The sequence below is a fragment of the Laspinema palackyanum D2c genome, from assembly GCF_025370875.1.
Lineage (GTDB): Bacteria > Cyanobacteriota > Cyanobacteriia > Cyanobacteriales > Laspinemataceae > Laspinema > Laspinema palackyanum.
In genome coordinates this window covers 84,689-100,662 of sequence record NZ_JAMXFD010000001.1, presented here as the reverse complement: position 1 = coordinate 100,662, position 15,974 = coordinate 84,689, and the positions used below count along the sequence as shown (strand labels likewise).

Annotated in this window: 13 protein-coding genes; 8 read left to right on the top strand and 5 right to left on the bottom strand. The window is 45.6% G+C overall.

Annotation, left to right across the window (positions count from 1 at the left end; translation table 11 throughout):
* Window positions 1–11: 11 nt before the first annotated feature.
* The gene (locus NG795_RS00435) at window positions 12–1,379 is read right to left on the bottom strand and encodes an NAD-dependent succinate-semialdehyde dehydrogenase (RefSeq protein WP_367286703.1); all 1,368 of its coding nucleotides are present in this window, start codon (window positions 1,377–1,379) and stop codon (window positions 12–14) included.
* A 406-nt stretch (window positions 1,380–1,785) separates the two neighbouring features.
* Window positions 1,786–2,745 carry a GDP-mannose 4,6-dehydratase gene (locus NG795_RS00430; RefSeq protein ID WP_367286702.1) on the bottom strand — a complete coding sequence of 320 codons (960 nt, stop codon included), beginning with the start codon at window positions 2,743–2,745 and terminating at the stop codon, window positions 1,786–1,788.
* Window positions 2,746–2,925: 180 nt separating this feature from the next.
* On the opposite strand from NG795_RS00430, the gene NG795_RS00425 reads away from it, so the two are divergent.
* The 4 genes from NG795_RS00425 (at window position 2,926) to NG795_RS00410 (ending at window position 6,972) form a co-directional block, all read left to right on the top strand.
* The gene (locus NG795_RS00425; protein ID WP_367286701.1) at window positions 2,926–3,861 is read left to right on the top strand and encodes a ribonuclease D; all 936 of its coding nucleotides are present in this window, start codon (window positions 2,926–2,928) and stop codon (window positions 3,859–3,861) included.
* Window positions 3,862–4,094: 233 nt separating this feature from the next.
* Entirely contained in the window at window positions 4,095–4,535 is a 441-nt protein-coding gene (locus NG795_RS00420) for an HHL1-like protein (RefSeq protein WP_367286700.1), read from the top strand.
* A gap of 176 nt (window positions 4,536–4,711) precedes the next feature.
* A complete protein-coding gene (locus NG795_RS00415; RefSeq protein WP_367286699.1) occupies window positions 4,712–6,181 on the top strand; it encodes an AAA family ATPase in 1,470 nt (489 codons plus the stop codon).
* Window positions 6,178–6,972: a hypothetical protein gene (locus tag NG795_RS00410; RefSeq protein WP_367286698.1), complete on the top strand. Its 795-nt coding sequence runs from the start codon at window positions 6,178–6,180 to the stop codon at window positions 6,970–6,972. Before NG795_RS00415 ends, NG795_RS00410 begins: the two co-directional genes overlap by 4 nt.
* Before the next feature lie 57 nt (window positions 6,973–7,029).
* Here the strand turns inward: NG795_RS00410 and NG795_RS00405 are convergent, their stop codons facing one another.
* The 3 genes from NG795_RS00405 to NG795_RS00395 are packed head-to-tail and all read right to left on the bottom strand — an operon-like array spanning window position 7,030 to window position 12,168.
* On the bottom strand, window positions 7,030–9,165 hold the full coding sequence (locus NG795_RS00405; protein WP_367286697.1) for an ATP-binding protein: 2,136 nt from the start codon (window positions 9,163–9,165) through the stop codon (window positions 7,030–7,032).
* A 6-nt stretch (window positions 9,166–9,171) separates the two neighbouring features.
* Complete coding sequence (locus tag NG795_RS00400; RefSeq protein ID WP_367286696.1) at window positions 9,172–11,262, bottom strand: P-loop NTPase family protein; 2,091 nt, start codon at window positions 11,260–11,262, stop codon at window positions 9,172–9,174.
* Between the two features lie 51 nt (window positions 11,263–11,313).
* Window positions 11,314–12,168, bottom strand: a complete 855-nt coding sequence (locus NG795_RS00395) for a hypothetical protein (protein ID WP_367286695.1) — start codon at window positions 12,166–12,168, stop codon at window positions 11,314–11,316.
* A gap of 62 nt (window positions 12,169–12,230) precedes the next feature.
* Here NG795_RS00395 and NG795_RS00390 point away from each other — a divergent pair, with 62 nt between their 5' ends.
* The 4 genes from NG795_RS00390 (at window position 12,231) to NG795_RS00375 (ending at window position 15,923) form a co-directional block, all read left to right on the top strand.
* A complete protein-coding gene (locus NG795_RS00390; protein ID WP_367286694.1) occupies window positions 12,231–12,404 on the top strand; it encodes a hypothetical protein in 174 nt (57 codons plus the stop codon).
* 38 nt (window positions 12,405–12,442) lie between these two features.
* A complete protein-coding gene (locus NG795_RS00385; protein ID WP_367286693.1) occupies window positions 12,443–13,315 on the top strand; it encodes an SDH family Clp fold serine proteinase in 873 nt (290 codons plus the stop codon).
* Window positions 13,316–13,433: 118 nt separating this feature from the next.
* Complete coding sequence (locus tag NG795_RS00380; protein WP_367286692.1) at window positions 13,434–14,225, top strand: SDR family NAD(P)-dependent oxidoreductase; 792 nt, start codon at window positions 13,434–13,436, stop codon at window positions 14,223–14,225.
* 450 nt (window positions 14,226–14,675) lie between these two features.
* On the top strand, window positions 14,676–15,923 hold the full coding sequence (locus NG795_RS00375; protein WP_367286691.1) for a glycosyltransferase family 4 protein: 1,248 nt from the start codon (window positions 14,676–14,678) through the stop codon (window positions 15,921–15,923).
* Window positions 15,924–15,974 lie beyond the last annotated feature (51 nt).

Sequence of the window (15,974 nt, the reverse complement as noted above, 5' to 3'; positions counted from 1 at the left end):
AAGGTTAGGGTTTATTTGACCCAAACGCTTTTGATGTTCACGAATTCGTGAATGCCTTGAATGCTTAATTCGCGTCCATATCCGGACCGTTTGATGCCACCAAAGGGCAGGCGCGGGTCGGATTTGACTAAGCCATTAATAAAGACGGCACCGGCTTCGAGTTCTTCGATAAAGCGATCGCGCTCTTGGGGTTCGTTCGTCCAAGCAGAAGCACCCAAACCAAAGGGAATATCGTTCGCCCGGGCGATCGCTTCATCTATATTGGCCACCCGAAATAACAAGGCCACGGGTCCAAAAAATTCTTCCCGTTCTGCCGGTATTCCGAGGGGAATATCGGTGATTAGCGTTGGCGGATAGAAGTTTCCGGGACGATCAATTAAAGGAATGCCCCCAGTCGCCGCTTTTGCTCCATTTTCCACACAAGCTAACACTTGTTGGTGTAATTCCTCTAGGATTGAGCGAGTGGCCAGGGGTCCGATATCCGTGGCCGGATCCATTGGGTCTCCTACCCGTAATGCTTTGAAATGCTCAATCAAGCGTTGCTCAAATTCATCCGCGATCGCTTCTTCGACAATGAAGCGTTTTGCTGCGATACAAGACTGCCCATTATTAATCATCCGCGCTTTGGTCGCCGTTGCTGCGGCAACTTCTAGATCCGCGCTCTTCATTACAATAAACGGATCACTCCCTCCTAATTCTAGGACAGTTTTCTTGATATATTTCCCGGCTTTTTCCGCTAAACTGGAACCGGCAAACTCGGATCCGGTCAAAGCCGCTGCTTGGACGCGATCATCAGCGATCACGTTCCCTACTTTGTCAGCACCTATTAACAAAGTTTGGAAGACACCCTCGGGAAATCCCGCTTCGGTAAAAATCTCTTCAATGGCAAGGGCGCATTGCGGCACATTGGAGGCGTGTTTGAGTAGACCCACATTTCCCGCCATCAGGGCCGGGGCCGCAAAGCGAAATACTTGCCAAAATGGAAAGTTCCAGGGCATCACCGCTAAAACCGGGCCCAGGGGTTGGTAGCGCACAAAGCTGTTACTGGCGTCGGTTTGTCCGGGAACATCTGCCAGGAATTGGGCGGCATTCTCTGCATAATACCGACAACCCAAGGCACTTTTTTCCGCCTCTGCGATCGCCGAAGCGAGGGTTTTGCCCATTTCCAGGGTCATGATTTTCCCATAGTGCTCTTTATTTTTTTCCAAAATATCCGCTGCGGCATTCATCCATACCGCCCGTTGGGCAAGAGGAATCCGCCGATATTTTTCAAAAGCCTGTTGCGCTTTTTCCAGTTTAGCCTGGACTTCCGCATCGGTTAGGGCTGTAAAGGTTTGTATCGTTTCTCCCGTCACCGGGTTGATACTGGCAATAGCCACGAGCTCATCTCCAATTTACATAATGATTCTTGCCTAGACAACAAGGTGTTGAGGCTAGATTGGTGGCACTGTTATTTTGTCAAACTTTCTGGGTCTGAAATGTTAAATTTCACGTCGATTTTTGTCTTCAATCTCAGGGGGAGTAAAAGTCGCCAATTGAGTATCCACCTGTTACAAAACCCTGACATTTGAAAGCAACAACCGGCGGAACCGGCGGGGGGAACCGGCGGGGGTTAAAACCCCCGCCTAATAGCTAAAGTCGGTTAAAACCGACTAAAAATACTACGGGATAAGGCTTTCAGTCGGTTTCAACGGACATTTTGCACCCCTCGCAACACCGGCGGGGGATAAATCCCCCGCCGGTTGTTGCTGCTGCCCCCGCCGGTTGTTGCCCGCCCGGTGTTGCTTAAATCCCTTGCCTTTTGGCCTCTACCATCTGTCTAACCACCTCGGGCATTTTCGACGTCGCCTCCCATCCCAGCTTGGCTTTCGCCTTGCCTGGATTGCCTCGACCCACGGCAATATCGGTGGGTCGATATAAACTGGTGTCAATATTGACCCACTCCTGCCAATCCAGTCCCACACTAGAAAAGGCGATCGCCACAAAATCCTCCAACCGATGGGTTTCCCCGGTGGCAATCACATAATCATCCGGGTCCGGGTGCTGTAACATCAAATACATCGCCTCTACATATTCCGGCGCGTAACCCCAGTCCCGTTGTACGGAAATATTCCCGAGGTTTACTTTTTCGCGACTCCCCCCGGCAATCCGACAGGCAGCAGCAATAATTTTTTGCGTGACAAACCGTTCGGGTCTCAGGGGAGACTCATGATTATACAAAATTCCAGAACAGGCAAATAATCCGTAAGCTTCCCGATAGTTGGCGACTTCCCAAAAGGCGGTAGCTTTGGCGACAGCGTAGGGACTGCGGGGCCGAAATGGGGTGGTTTCATCCGCCGCGCGATCGCCCGTATCGCCAAAACATTCACTGGACCCCGCATTATAAAATTTAATGGTTTTTCCCGTAAACCGAATCGCTTCCAACAAGTTCAGCGTCCCGGTGGCAATACTTTCTAACGTTTCCACAGGTTGATCGAAGGATAGCCCCACAGAACTTTGTCCCGCGAGATTGTACACCTCATCGGGTTCAATTTTTGTCAAAATTTGTAACACACTGCGAAAGTCATTTAGGGACATGGATTCTAACTTGACTTGTTCGCGAATGCCTAAGCGGGTCAGATTGCGAAAGGATGACATTTGCGCGTCGCGAGAGGTACCACAAACCGTATAGCCCTTGGAAAGGAGTAATTGGGCTAGATAGGCTCCATCTTGACCGGAAATTCCACAAATTAGCGCTTTTTTCATATATGAGTTTAATGAGTTCGCTGTCGATTGTTTAGCATTTTCAGAGTTTGGACTCTTTCAAAGATAACTTAGATTCCCTTCGGCACTCTTTCTAGGACGGGTTGCCCTTCACTCGGGGTTAAATTCCCAGTACCCTAGAGATTTAACCTCGATCAAGAATAATCACCCCGAGTTAGGACGATGCCCTATTTAACGGATCCCACGGATATTAAAGATGCGATCGCCACCTGTACCCAAGTTGAACGCCTTTGGGTGGATACAGAAGTGGCGGATTATCGAACCAAAAACCCCCGACTTTCTCTGATTCAGATTTTGCCAGACTTCCCAGGAGAATTCCCCAACTCCCTAGAACTGTTAATGAACCGGGTTTATCTCTTAGATGTTCTTAATCGCCCCCAATTAACTGCCGAGTTTATCAACACTATCATGGCTAACCCTGCCATTGAAAAAGTGTTTCACAATGCCAGTTATGATTTGAGGTTTTTAGGAAAAGCCCAAGCCAGAAATGTAACTTGTACGTTACTTTTGGCGAAAAGTTTGCCGTTGTTTATGTTAGAAACCTCCAATTTTCAACTCAAAACTTTAGCTTGTGAATTGTGCGGGTTACCTCGTCCAGATAGTTCAGAGCAACAAAGTGACTGGGGAAGGCGATCGCTAAGTGAGAGCCAAGTTCGATATGCCACCCTCGACCCGATTTATTTAGCTTATGTGCATCGCCGTCTGATGGAAATTGAAGGCATGACTCAGCGAGATCCAGCAACGGATAACGTGCAGGTTCTAGCGGCAGAATATACAAGATTAAAGCAGGAAGCGGCGTTACTGGAGTCGGAATTGAGTTATGTGGAAAAGCGCCTCAAATCGGCAATGCAAGCTCAACGGATCAAGCAAATGCATCGAGTTAAATTCTCCAGTTATGAGCGATCGACGTATAAAACACCGTTTTCAGAATTGGCGAAACTCGTGCAAGAGGAACAGATTGATTTTGATTGTGTTCTCACTCTGACGAAGGAAATGCGGACTCAGTTAGATGCCGTCAGCGATCGCCTCCCCATGTCCGTTGAAACTTCCGAAACCTTGCAGTTAAAAATCATTCCACCCGAGGATGAGCAATTGTAGCCCCCCTGACGCCTCCAAACTGTAGGGTTGATTCGCGAATCAACCCTATATTTAGCAATTGACGGCATCTCCGGTCCCCTCCCCTTGGCAAGGGGAGGGTTAGGGTGGGGTCCCCCTCTGCAAGCAACCCAGAAGGACCAAGGACGAACAACCAAGGACAAACGACAAAAAGGATTGCAGAATTCTGAGAAATACTGTAAACTTTTGTAAATACCACCCAGGAGGAAGCCAAAGTGACGACACAACAGGGATTTGGGAAAGTGCAACCGCGCAAGAAAAGCGGCAAAGGCACAGCAAAGCGGGAAGAGGCAGCACAGAAGTATGAGAAAATGAAAGAAGGGGATATGCCCGAATTTCATATTTTTATGCGGATACAAGGCAAAAAGAACTGGTTTCCCGTGGGTTCATTGATGGTGAATCGAACCAGTAAGATTAATCAAGCGATTTTTGATACAGAGGAAGAGTTGCGAGAAGGCGGATTTCGCTTGTTTCCTATTCTGCGAAAAAATCAACAGAATCTGGAATATGGGTATCGCTTAAAAGGGAAAGAATATGCCGAAGATCCTATCGAGTTAGCAGTGCGTCCTCCAGAAAAACAGCCGAATTTTATCCAAGGTGCGATCGCCAAGTTGAAAGAGAGTTTTTCGGGTTCTAAAGAGCGATCGGCAAATTGAAAACAGTTACATCCCTGATCATCGGGTGCGCGACAATCTAAAGTAACGCACCCTCTCGATTCAGTGGCGATCGGCTTTTTTTGTTAAAAAATATTAAGATATTGTTCGGGTTTTACCTCAGATCAGGTAAGATCTAAAACGATTCCGTAAGGCACCGGATAATCCGGGTAAAAACCTTGAGTTTCCATCCAGACCTTTGCCGAAACGAGAGCGAAGTTGAGAGTAAACTAATCGTCAGTTACTTGTTGCCAGCATTAGGGTACACCCCGGACAGTTGGCATCAAGAAGTTGCTTTTAGTAGCATCCGGTTAGATTTCTTAGCCTTCGCCATCCAAGCCGTTCCCTTCGTCCTTGATGCCAATTCTCCCCTGAGTGTCGTGATGGAGGCCAAAAGTCCCAAACAAAACCTAGACCGACACCTGAGAAAGTTTAAACGCTATTTAACAAAACTACAGGTTAAATATGGGGTCCTCACGAATGGTAAGGAAATGCGGATTTATGAACGAGTGGGGGAGGACATCCATCTAGTCTTTCAGTGTTTGGGACAAGAAGTCGAGGCAAAAATTGAAGAAATTAATGCCTTGATTGGGAAAGAGAGCAGTCAACATAAACAAACCTTGGATTCACCGGCGACAGACTCTAATCTCCCTCCTATTAGGGACCAGTCAATTCCTGAACAAGCATCGGAAGAAATCCCGTTTCCAGAGGATTTATTTCCGCCCACTCCCAGTGACCCCGAACCCGTTGTTGAACCCACTTCTAATACTAAGAGGAATTCTACGGTGAAAGTAATTGCTGTTTATCATAACAAAGGCGGCGTCGGAAAAACCACGGTTGCAGTCAACTTAGCTGCCGCCCTCCGAAAAAAGGGAAAAAAGGTCCTGTTAATTGATATAGATGCTCAATCTAATTCAACTTTTGCCACAGGATTAATGAAGTTTTTATTTGAAGAAGATGACAATTTAAAAGATAAAAATGTTTATCATATTTTAGAAACAGGAGACTTTTATTCTGTATCAAATGTTACTCGACAATCTGATAATTTTAACACCCCCGAAATTGATGTAATTCCTTCTCATATTAACCTCATTGAAGGGCAATATAAATTGAATCAAATCGGAGCAACTAAAGGTCGGCTAGTCACTAAGTTAAACCAAGTTGAAAAAGAATATGATATCGTAATTATAGATACTCCTCCCTCCCGGGACTTATATGCAGAAGTCGCGTTGATTGCTGCGGACCATCTGATTATTCCATCTGATTTGAAACCTTTTGCTAACCAAGGGTTACCCAGTGTCATCCAGTTTATCAGTCAAGTGAATGAGTTTCGAGACATGATTGGAAAAGAACCGCTTAAGATTTTGGGAGTCTTACCTTCTAAAATTTCACCCAACCCCAAATTTTTGCAATATACTTTTCCTAAACAAAAAAGTGTTATTTCTGCAACGTATCACCTCAATCTAATGGAAACAATTATTTATGAACGAACAATTCTTTCTCAATGTACTAATCATACGGTTCCAATCGGAGACCAAGACATACCTGAACCTAAATCCATATTAGAATATGCACCGGATTCTTTATCATCGGGTGAATTTGAAGCATTAGCCTTAGAAGTTGTAGCTAAAATAGGAATGAAAAAATGATTTCTTTTTCCCTGGTAGATGTTAAAAGTATCAATTCGCCGGTGTCTCGATCAACTTTCCCGGAAACAGCATTAGATAGCCTTTCGGATATAATGTTAGAATGTGATGGACTTCTAAGACCTTTAGTTTTAAAAAGGATGGGAGTCGAAAGCTATACCGTAGTTGATGGGCATTTAGAATACTATGCTGCGGTTAGAGCTAGAGAAAAAAATCCTCGTAAAGGGGAAATGGTTTATGCCTTTGTTTTTGCACCAAAAAATGAAGAGATTATCCTCAAGCAAACGGATTTATTAAAGAGTTTCGCACAGCCAAGGAGCAATCAAGGGGTTAAAGATTCACCCACTCAAGCACCCATTGAACCTAATCCTCAAGGTGTTAAAGATTTACCCATTCAGACACCAATTCAATCAGATGTAGAAGCCAGATTCATTAATATTGAAGTTCGGCTGGAAACCCGACTCAATGAATTAAAGGCTGAATATTCTCAGAATCTCCAGAGAATGGAAGAGGCATTAAGTCAAAAGTTAGAGGAACGGTTAAAAGATATTGAAAATCAAAATCCCAAACCTGCCCCCTTATTAGAATCTCTGAATAACTTAGAGTTGCCTGAAGCCCAACTGCGTTCACTGTTAGGAAAGACTGGGGTCAGTAAAACTATCATTGAGAATATAGTCAAGGAGCGAAAGAAGAAACCCTTTGAACCCTTTATCAATTTTGAAAATTTGGTTACCCGAATTAAGGGCTTAGGTGGTAAAACAATTGCTAAACTGATTGATGGTTGGCAAAGGTAAAGATACCCTGACTCTGTGAATTTTAGAAGAGTGGCAGTTTCAAACCTGCCACTCTGTCTAGTTTTTAGCCTTCTTGCCAAAGGCTTCTAACACACAAACTAACTGGGCGGATTCTGGGACAGTTTCATCTAAAATAAATAGCTTGTTTTCGGTGCAAAGCTGAAAGAGTAACTCTTTAACTTGATACTCTTGTACATCGGTAAATTGGTCTAAGGTATTCTGAATCAACACGGTTCGGCCCATGATTTGTTGGGTGCGGACTAAGGCGAGTAAATACTCTTTTGCCTGCTTTAAGGCTTTGCTGCGATCGCCTGCGGGTCCGAGTTGTTTCGGTTTATTATCGCTGACTCCGATGATGCGGGTATATCCGGTAAACACGCCCAAGGTTTGTAATACTGGACAGTCCTCTAAAATTTGGGCATGGCGAATCATTTCTTGTAATTCTTTTAAATTCGGGGTGAGACTTCCCACGACTAATTCACCGGCACAAGCGGCATTGACTAAACTGTGATACGTTACTAAATAATGGATTGATACCATGTCCGGTAAAATGTGGCGATGGGGATGTCCGGTAAAAATTTCTGAGTAGAGTTTATTTCCCAGGTTTTTGCGCGTTCCTAAGCGTTCAGCGCGAATTAAATAGAGGGTTTTGCAGCGTTGCATGGTCAGGGCTTTTTCACAGGCTTTCATGATATGATAAAAGCTGACTAGATTGGGGTCTTCTGTCCAGACAATCCCAATTCTTCCCAGTTGCGCCGGGAGGTGATAGCTGAGGGAATAACTGGCGTAGGTGGGACTGGGTAAGAGTTTTTGTTGAATGCCACTCACATTTAATGCTTCTAGGGCTTCTCGGACCATTTGCATCAGTTCCGGGGCGGAAAATTGGCGCAGGCGGGTGATTTTATCCTGCGTTTTATTAAATTCTTTCACCCAAACCAGGTGAAAGGCGGCAGTTACTTCGTTGGGGGAAGGTGAGATGACAGTTTCGGTTCTTGTTCCCTCCTGCTGCTTCGCCTCTTGAAACAGTTGTCTTCCCAGGAGGAGTGTAAACCGAGGCAAGGTTTTCCCTCCGGGAAATTTCGCTTCTAAATCTTGTTCGGTTATGGGATAGATGGGGGATGGGGGTGGAGTTTGGGAGAGTTGGTGTAAGGGATACAATCGCATCGCCAACAATCCGGCAGCTTGATTGAGGTCGATCGCACTCAGGCGGATTTTTGTATCAATTCGGGCTAAATCCGCCGGTTGTATCCGTTTATAGTTTTGCTGCCATGTGTTGGTGATGATACTAATAATAATAACAAAATTTTTGAGTTTTTGGTTATGAATAATCGAATTAACGTTAAATAATGCCTGTAAATTAATTAATCCATCGATTCCTCGGTCAATATTATCTAAGTTATCAAAGCATAAAACTATCGGCTGAGTTGCTGAGGCAATTTTACCAAAATTAGATAAGATTTGCTGGGCAGCATTTTCGGAATCAATGGACCGTTTGACCCGCAATAGTTTTAAACTGGCTTCGTCCAAATCATCCCCTTTTAGCCATTCACAAGCGAGGGGATATAATTTGGGATTGGTTAAGTCATAGAGAACGCCAAAAAACTCATTGGCGTTATAGATTCCAGCGGGATAGGTTCCTTTTAATTTATGAATAAACAGTTGCCGTTCCCCGAATACCCGTTTCATCAGGCTTTTATCTTGAAAGGCGGCTAATTCTTTTAACCAAAGTAATAATTGGGATTCGGTTTGACCCTGGGGAACATACATTAAACTATCGACGGTATTACGAAGGGTATGCCGCCAAATAAATTCGCTTTCCGGCCAAGGTCCGATATAGGCAAAAAATGCTTTGGAATTGAGGGTACTTTTAATCCGTCCTAAGAGATAACTTTTTCCCGATCCGGAATCTCCGGAGAGGAGAATTGTCCGGGTTCGATGGTCTTGTGTGACGTGATTGACGACGGAGGTAATTTCAGTTAAGACTTCTTGATGAATGGAATCGACGGTAAAGGCTGAGTTTTGGTCTTCTTGCCAAAAATTGCCCGGTCTAAAGGTGGTGGAATCGAAGGGGTTAACGGATTCTTGAATAATGCGGTCAATAGATGCCACGGCGGACTCCTCAGTGAGAGAATACAGGGTGTAATAGGGTTGCAATTTCGTCCAGAGGCGATCGCAGTCTCCAGGCGATCGCAATTGGAGTTATCGCTGCGTGTTGACCAAATAGACTAACTGATCTTCCAGTTTTGCATCAGGATTCAGGATGGCAACTTCCGGATGATTTTCGCAAAGATGTTCAATTAAATGATGAACTTCAGATTCGTTAATATGGGAAAATTGCAAAATCGCTTCTTGAGATAACCGTTGGCGGGCCATACATTGTTGACTGATGGCCCGATTTAACAGAAAATCCTCCACAGGTTGCCACAATTCCCGAGTTGCTTCGCCAATCGGGAGACTGGGGACTAACTCTAATTGTTGCAACAGGGGACAGTATTGCAAAATTTTGGATTCTCGAATCAGGGTTTGCAATTCGCTTAAATTTGGGGTAGCATTGCCGACAATTAAATCTCCGCCACAGGCATCATTGACTAAACTGTGATAGGTGACTAAATAATGAACCGACAGTAAGTCTGGTTTGAGATGCTGATGACGAGAAGTGCGGTAAATATCGCTATAAATTCGGTATCCGGTATTATTAGGATTGCCGATACTTTCTTCGCGGATCAGGTGCAATCTGTGGCATTGTTTCGCCGCGATCGCCTCTTGGCAGACTTTCATAAAATTGCAAAACTTCGTCAAATTGGCATCTTCACTCCATGCCACCCCAACGGTTTCCGAAGTTCCCGGGAATTGATAGCTGAGGGAATAACTGCTATAAGTGCGACTATCCAGGAAGCGTAGCTTCACCTCTTGGATGGATAATGCTTCTAATGCTTCCCCTAACATAGCTATTAATTCCGGGGAAGAAAACTGTCGGATTCGGGAAATCCTCTCCTGAGTTTGCGTAAATTTCCGCAACCATAACAACTTGAAAGCTGCCAGCAAATCGGCTTTAGTTTCAGAAGTTGGGGGTAAACTGGGCGCTTCTGAAACATCGATCGCTGGTTCAGGGGAATGGGAGGTTTCCCGATCCATCACCTGGGTATATTCTACATCAATATACTCGACGCGATCGCGCATTAATTCTAACTTGTGATCCTGAAATAACTGGCGTCCCAACATCAAAACATTTCTGGGACGAGTTTTACCCCCAGGAAACTTATCCTCTAACTTTTCTCGGTTGAGGGGATACAAATTAGAAGGGGGTTGGGTGGCAGATTGACGATGCAAAATGGACAAACGACTCGCCCAAAGTGCCTCCCCTTGATAGAGACTAATTTGTTTGAGTAGAACAACCGCATCAAGGCGGTCCCTATCTGTTGCTTGGATGCGAAAGGCATTTTGTTTCCAAGTATCGGTAATGATGCTAATCATCACCAGAAAGTTTTTTAATTTTTGGGTGTGAATCACGGAGTTGACCCCAAATAAACTGGGTAAATCAATCAATCCATCGGGCAACCTGGCGATATTATCTAATTGGTCAAAACAGAGAACAATCGGGAGAGTTTCAGCGGAAATTCTGCCAAAGTTGGCGAGGATTTTTTGGGCCGCATCTTCGCTATCGATGGAATGTTGCACGCGGAGGATTTTGAGACTTTCTTCATCTAAATCATCGCCGCGTAACCATTCGCAGGCGAGACTCGAAAATTTGGGATTGGTCAAGTCATAGAGGACGCCAAAAAACTCATTAGCATTATAGATTCCCGTGGGATAGTTATCCCTAAGATTCCGGATAAACACCTGGCGATCGCCGCGAATCATATCCATGATACTGCGATGTTCAAACTCCGATAACCCTTTTAACCACAACATCAATTGGGAATCTTCTTCTCCCTCGGGAACTTCCAGTAAACTATCCACGGTGTACCGGAGAATATGCCGCCAAATATAATCACTGGCGGTAAAGGGTTCGATATAAACAAAAAAGGCTTTCCGGTTGAGAATCCGCTTGATTCTGCCTAAAAGATAAGATTTTCCCGACCCGGTTTCCCCTTCTAATAAAACAGTGCGAGTGCGATGGTCCTCGGCCACCTGATTGAGTAAGGTTTCGATTTGGGAAATGGCCTCTTGGTGAATAGAATCAACGGTAAACGCCGGATTTTGTTTTTCCTGCCAAAAATTACCTGACCAAAAGGTTTCCGCATCAAAAGGATTCGGTTCACGCTGAATGATTTGTTCGAGTGTTGCCATAAGAGTTCCTCAACAGAAAAATGAAGGATGAAAAATGGGTTTGTTTTCGGGTTATTGAGTTACAATAATAAAAAACAAAGGACCGCCGATATCTTGGGGAATCCCCAACTCAATTTGGTCCGGACTGTAAGAAATGGCCTCTTGTAAAGAACTTAACTCAATGCGATCGTTCCGTTGTAAGCGATAGAGTGTGCGGTCAAACTCTTCTCGGGACAAGGGCGGTTGCAACTTCTGCCGGAGATGAAAAATCGGCAAATAGTTATCCGTTGCTAATTCCCGATCTAACTGCTGAATGAGACGCACAATCTCATCATCGGATAAGGGTTTAGGTGGAATCATCTCCGATGATGACGGAGGGATGGTTGCGGGGGATGAATGGGGGGAAACAGACTCTTCTGGCGATCGCAACGATTTCCGCAAGAAGCGCAAATAATTCGTCAGCATATCCAAACTAACGACAGGTAACGTTCCACTGGGATTGTACTCTTCCCGGAGATATTCCTGTCCTCGGGGGGTCAACCAAACCTCGGTAATTTGGGTTTTTTCCGCCTTAATTAATCCCTTTTCTGCTAACCCTTGAATAACAGATTGCCGGGTTGCTGCCTCTAGGTTGGTTTGTGCCGGAGTGATGGTAGACTCAGCACAAGCCGTTAGAATGGCTACTTCCGTCTCAGCGATCGGCAATCGGGCGGGGTCGAGTTGCAGCAGCGACTTTCCTGCCGGAGAAATCGCAAAGGTCAAAATCTCCTCAGCATATCCGACTAACTCGCGATCGGCGAGTGTCCGACAGATGCCATCGCGTTCTGCCGCCTTGGTTTTCGGATTCGGTTTAATCTGGGTGATGGCTGCCCGATAATCGGGAAACCCTAATAAATCTAGCAGAAACTTGAGCTCCTGCACTTCCATGTGCTCCCCCTAACTGGATTGGCAACGACAATAAAGGACAAAACGTCTAATACCAGTTTAAATTGCAGGGAGACCCAGAGAACTCCCAGAATTGCCTTGGCGATCGCCTCCCAGGGGATATGGCCGCCTGGAACCCTTACCCGTTCAATCATCCCATCGAAACCGGCGATAATTTCAAACCCGACCCAAAGTCGGCGATCGCCCCTTCGGGTCCAATTTTTCAGCATTTACACTAAAATACCAGTAATAGCCGCTTGTTTTAAGGGTTTCCTTCATGAATATGGACTTTAATTTCCTAGATTTTATTTGGATTTTTTTCTTACTCGCCTCCTTGCAACCTCTGTGGCAAAAACGTCAAATTGAAACCCGTCGCTATCAAGCGATATCCGAATTTGAACGACAACGAAATAGCCGCGTCATTCTTTTAATTCACCGCCAAGAATCCATTAGTTTACTAGGGATTCCTTTGTCCCGCTATATCAGTATTGAAGACTCAGAACAAATTCTCAGGGCGATTCGCCTGACTCCCCCCAATGTTCCCATTGATTTAATCTTACATACTCCAGGCGGACTGGTTTTAGCCACCGAACAAATTGCCCGGGCCTTAATTCGTCATCAGGGAAAAGTTACTGTTTTTGTTCCCCATTATGCCATGAGTGGAGGGACGATGCTGGCCCTAGCATCCGATGAAATTGTCATGGATGAAAATGCCGTTCTCGGTCCCGTTGACCCGCAGTTAGGAACCTCTCCAGCGGCCAGTATTCTCAAAGTTTTAGAAGACAAGCCCCATTCAGAAATTGACGACCAAACCATAATTATGGCGGATATTGCCCGCAAGGCGATCGCCCAAGTCCAGCGGTTTGTTCGCACCCTCTTAGAAGACAATATTCCCGTCCAAAAAATCAACCCCGAAGATATTGATACCATCATTGAAAAACTAACCACAGGTCAAGTCACTCATGATTATCCCATTACCGTAGAAGAAGCAACGGAAATGGGTTTACCCATAACCGTTGGTTTACCTCATTCTATCTATGACTTAATGGATTTATATCCCCAAGCTAAAGCAGCCCGTCCCACGGTTCAGTATATTCCAATGCCCTATCAAAATCGTCCGATGTTGCCGGAAGGGAAGGGTAAAAGTTGATGAGAAATGGGGTAAACCCCCATCGAAATGGGGAAATGTTTGTAGTAACGACTTCAGTCGTTTCTTTTCCCCTAATCCATCATTCCTCTGTTCACCAACAACAAATGACCAACAACAAATGACAAAAAGTAGAGTTGAGGGAAAAGTGGCTTGGGTTACGGGTGGAGGTTCGGGAATTGGGCGGGCCACCGCCATGATTTTGGGACAAGAAGGTGCAAGGGTTGCTGTTACTGATATTGATGGAGAAAAAGCCGCCCAAACCGCGTCCGAACTGCGCCAACAGGGATATCCAACCCTGTCGTTTCAACTGGATGTTACCGATGAAAATCAGTGGCAACAGGGCTTAGATTTGGTATTAGCAGAATGGGATCAACTCGATGTTTTAGTCAATAATGCTGGGATATCCGTGGCCCAGTCTATTACTGACATGAACTTAGCCCAATGGCGGCAAGTGATGGCGGTGAATTTAGATGGGGTATTTTTGGGAACAAAATATGGGATAATCGCCATGAAGCAGGGTAAGGGTGGCAGCATTATTAATGTTTCTTCGGCCTCTGGATTTAAAGCGGCCCCCGGTGCCTCAGCCTATTCTACCAGCAAGGCTGGAGTGCGCTTGTTTTCCAAATGTGCGGCATTAGAAGCCGCTCAAACTGAACCTCGGATTCGGGTGAATACCGTGCTACCCGGTGGCGTCAGGACACCCCTTTGGTCGAGTATGGAAGGGTGGGAAAGCTTTAAAGAACAAGCGGGAGGAGAAGCGGAATTATGGGAGAAATTAGCTGAAGATACCCCTTTAAAAAGGTTTGCAGAACCCGAAGAAATTGCTTTAGCTATTCTGTATTTAGCATCAGATGAATCCCAATTTGTAACGGGAGCAGAATTAGTGATTGATGGGGGATTCACGGCGTAATCAGCACTTAAAGTTGCTCCAAATTGTAGAAAATAAAACTAAATTAGAATTATTGCAAAATCCTCTTGTTTGCAAGAGGTCTCTTGCTTTGCCAGGACTTACGCAATTGGGGAGGGCAGAACCTACAATATAGAGGTGATTCGCGAATCGCCTCTATATTTAGGGGGGATTTTTAAAATCTGCGTAACTCCTGTAGCATCGGGAGGCTCAATCCGTGGGATAATTCTGGAACAGTCTTTTTAGGGAGAATATTCAGGGTTATTGGGGAAGTTTTTCAACCGGAATGATGTAGACTCGCACAAGCCAACCCATCGGCTTGTGCGGATGCAGTTCCCTGACCCGCATTGAGGGCCGAATTAGAGAAGAAAGCTGATAAAAGGAGGATTGGGAATCACCCATGTTATCTTTTGATTATTATAGTAGTTTACCGGATTAAGGGTTGATGATTGTATGAAAATTTTAATGATATCTTGCACCTTTCCTTATCCACCCACACTGGGGGGAACCCATGTGAGGACCTTTAACTTAATGAAATATCTGAGTCAGCACCATCATGTCATCTTAGTGACCCAGCGATCGCCCGATGTCACCGATGCGGAAGTGGAACGGTTGCGGGATTGGGTGCAAGATGTGGCGATTTTCCCCCCTCCGGGTGCAAGTGCAGGACAAGGCAGTTTAGGAAAAGTGAAGCGCTTTGCCAAATTTCTGAGTCAAGGAACACCGCCAAACGTCCTGTCCCGGTACTCGCCAAAAATGCAGCATTGGGTGGATCATTATGTGGAATCAGTGATGGCTAAAGGTCAGAATTCAGAATTTGCCATTACCTGCGAGCATAGTGTGAACGAGATTTATGTACGTCCCGAGTGGGCAGAAGCGATCGCCAGTGTGGTAGATATTCATAGTTCAGTGTATGGAACCTGTCGGCAACTCCTGGAAACCAACACCTCAGAAAATCCCCTACGCGATCGCCTGCAACTCCCCCTCTTGCAAAAGTATGAACAACGCTACTGTTCTAAATTCTCCGGGGTTGTCGTCACCACAACAGACGACCAACAGCAAATCAAAGACTTAAATCCTAATGCCAAAATTTCCGTCATCCCCAATGGCGTAGATTTAGAGATGTTTCCCGTTCGCGAAGTCGATCCAGGGGGACATCGCCTCGTCTTTGTGGGGGCGATGGACATTTTAGCCAATATTGATGCCGTCAGATTTTTAGCCTTAGAAGTCTTTCCCTTAATCCGCCTGCGGTATCCTGATGCTACCCTGGCCCTCGTGGGCTCCCGACCCGTGGCCGAAGTCCAAGAACTGGCAAACCAACCCGGAGTGACCGTCACAGGTCAGGTCCCGTCGATCGCCGAATATTTGCACCAAGCGACCGTCTGCGTGATTCCCATGCGAACCGGATATGGAATTAAAAATAAAACCCTAGAAGCAATGGCCGCAGGAACCCCCGTGGTTGCCAGCGATCGCGGATTAGAAGGGTTAAGCGTGGATGGACCCAACATCCCCTTACGCGCATTACGCGCCAATGAAGTCAACGAATATGTAACTGAAATCGGGCGTTTATTTGAAGATCGACGTCTGCGAGACCAATTATCCGTGAATGCCCGACGACTGGTAGAACGGGATTATACCTGGGAAGTGGCTGGCGATCGCTACTCCAGCTTATTAACCGAGTTATCCGCAGGCAAATCCTGATAGGATAGCAACACCTTCAATTCAGATTGGGTCGAGCCAGCGTCCTAGAAA

What these genes read in the sequence shown, in the direction of transcription:
- NG795_RS00380 (WP_367286692.1), top strand. Translation starts at nt 13,434, where the DNA reads ATGACAAAAAGTAGAGTTGAGGGAAAAGTGGCTTGGGTTACGGGTGGA.
- NG795_RS00410 (WP_367286698.1), top strand. Translation starts at nt 6,178, where the DNA reads ATGATTTCTTTTTCCCTGGTAGATGTTAAAAGTATCAATTCGCCGGTG.
- NG795_RS00425 (WP_367286701.1), top strand. Translation starts at nt 2,926, where the DNA reads ATGCCCTATTTAACGGATCCCACGGATATTAAAGATGCGATCGCCACC.
- NG795_RS00385 (WP_367286693.1), top strand. Translation starts at nt 12,443, where the DNA reads ATGAATATGGACTTTAATTTCCTAGATTTTATTTGGATTTTTTTCTTA.
- NG795_RS00395 (WP_367286695.1), bottom strand. Translation starts at nt 12,168, where the DNA reads ATGGAAGTGCAGGAGCTCAAGTTTCTGCTAGATTTATTAGGGTTTCCC.
- NG795_RS00375 (WP_367286691.1), top strand. Translation starts at nt 14,676, where the DNA reads ATGAAAATTTTAATGATATCTTGCACCTTTCCTTATCCACCCACACTG.
- NG795_RS00400 (WP_367286696.1), bottom strand. Translation starts at nt 11,262, where the DNA reads ATGGCAACACTCGAACAAATCATTCAGCGTGAACCGAATCCTTTTGAT.
- NG795_RS00430 (WP_367286702.1), bottom strand. Translation starts at nt 2,745, where the DNA reads ATGAAAAAAGCGCTAATTTGTGGAATTTCCGGTCAAGATGGAGCCTAT.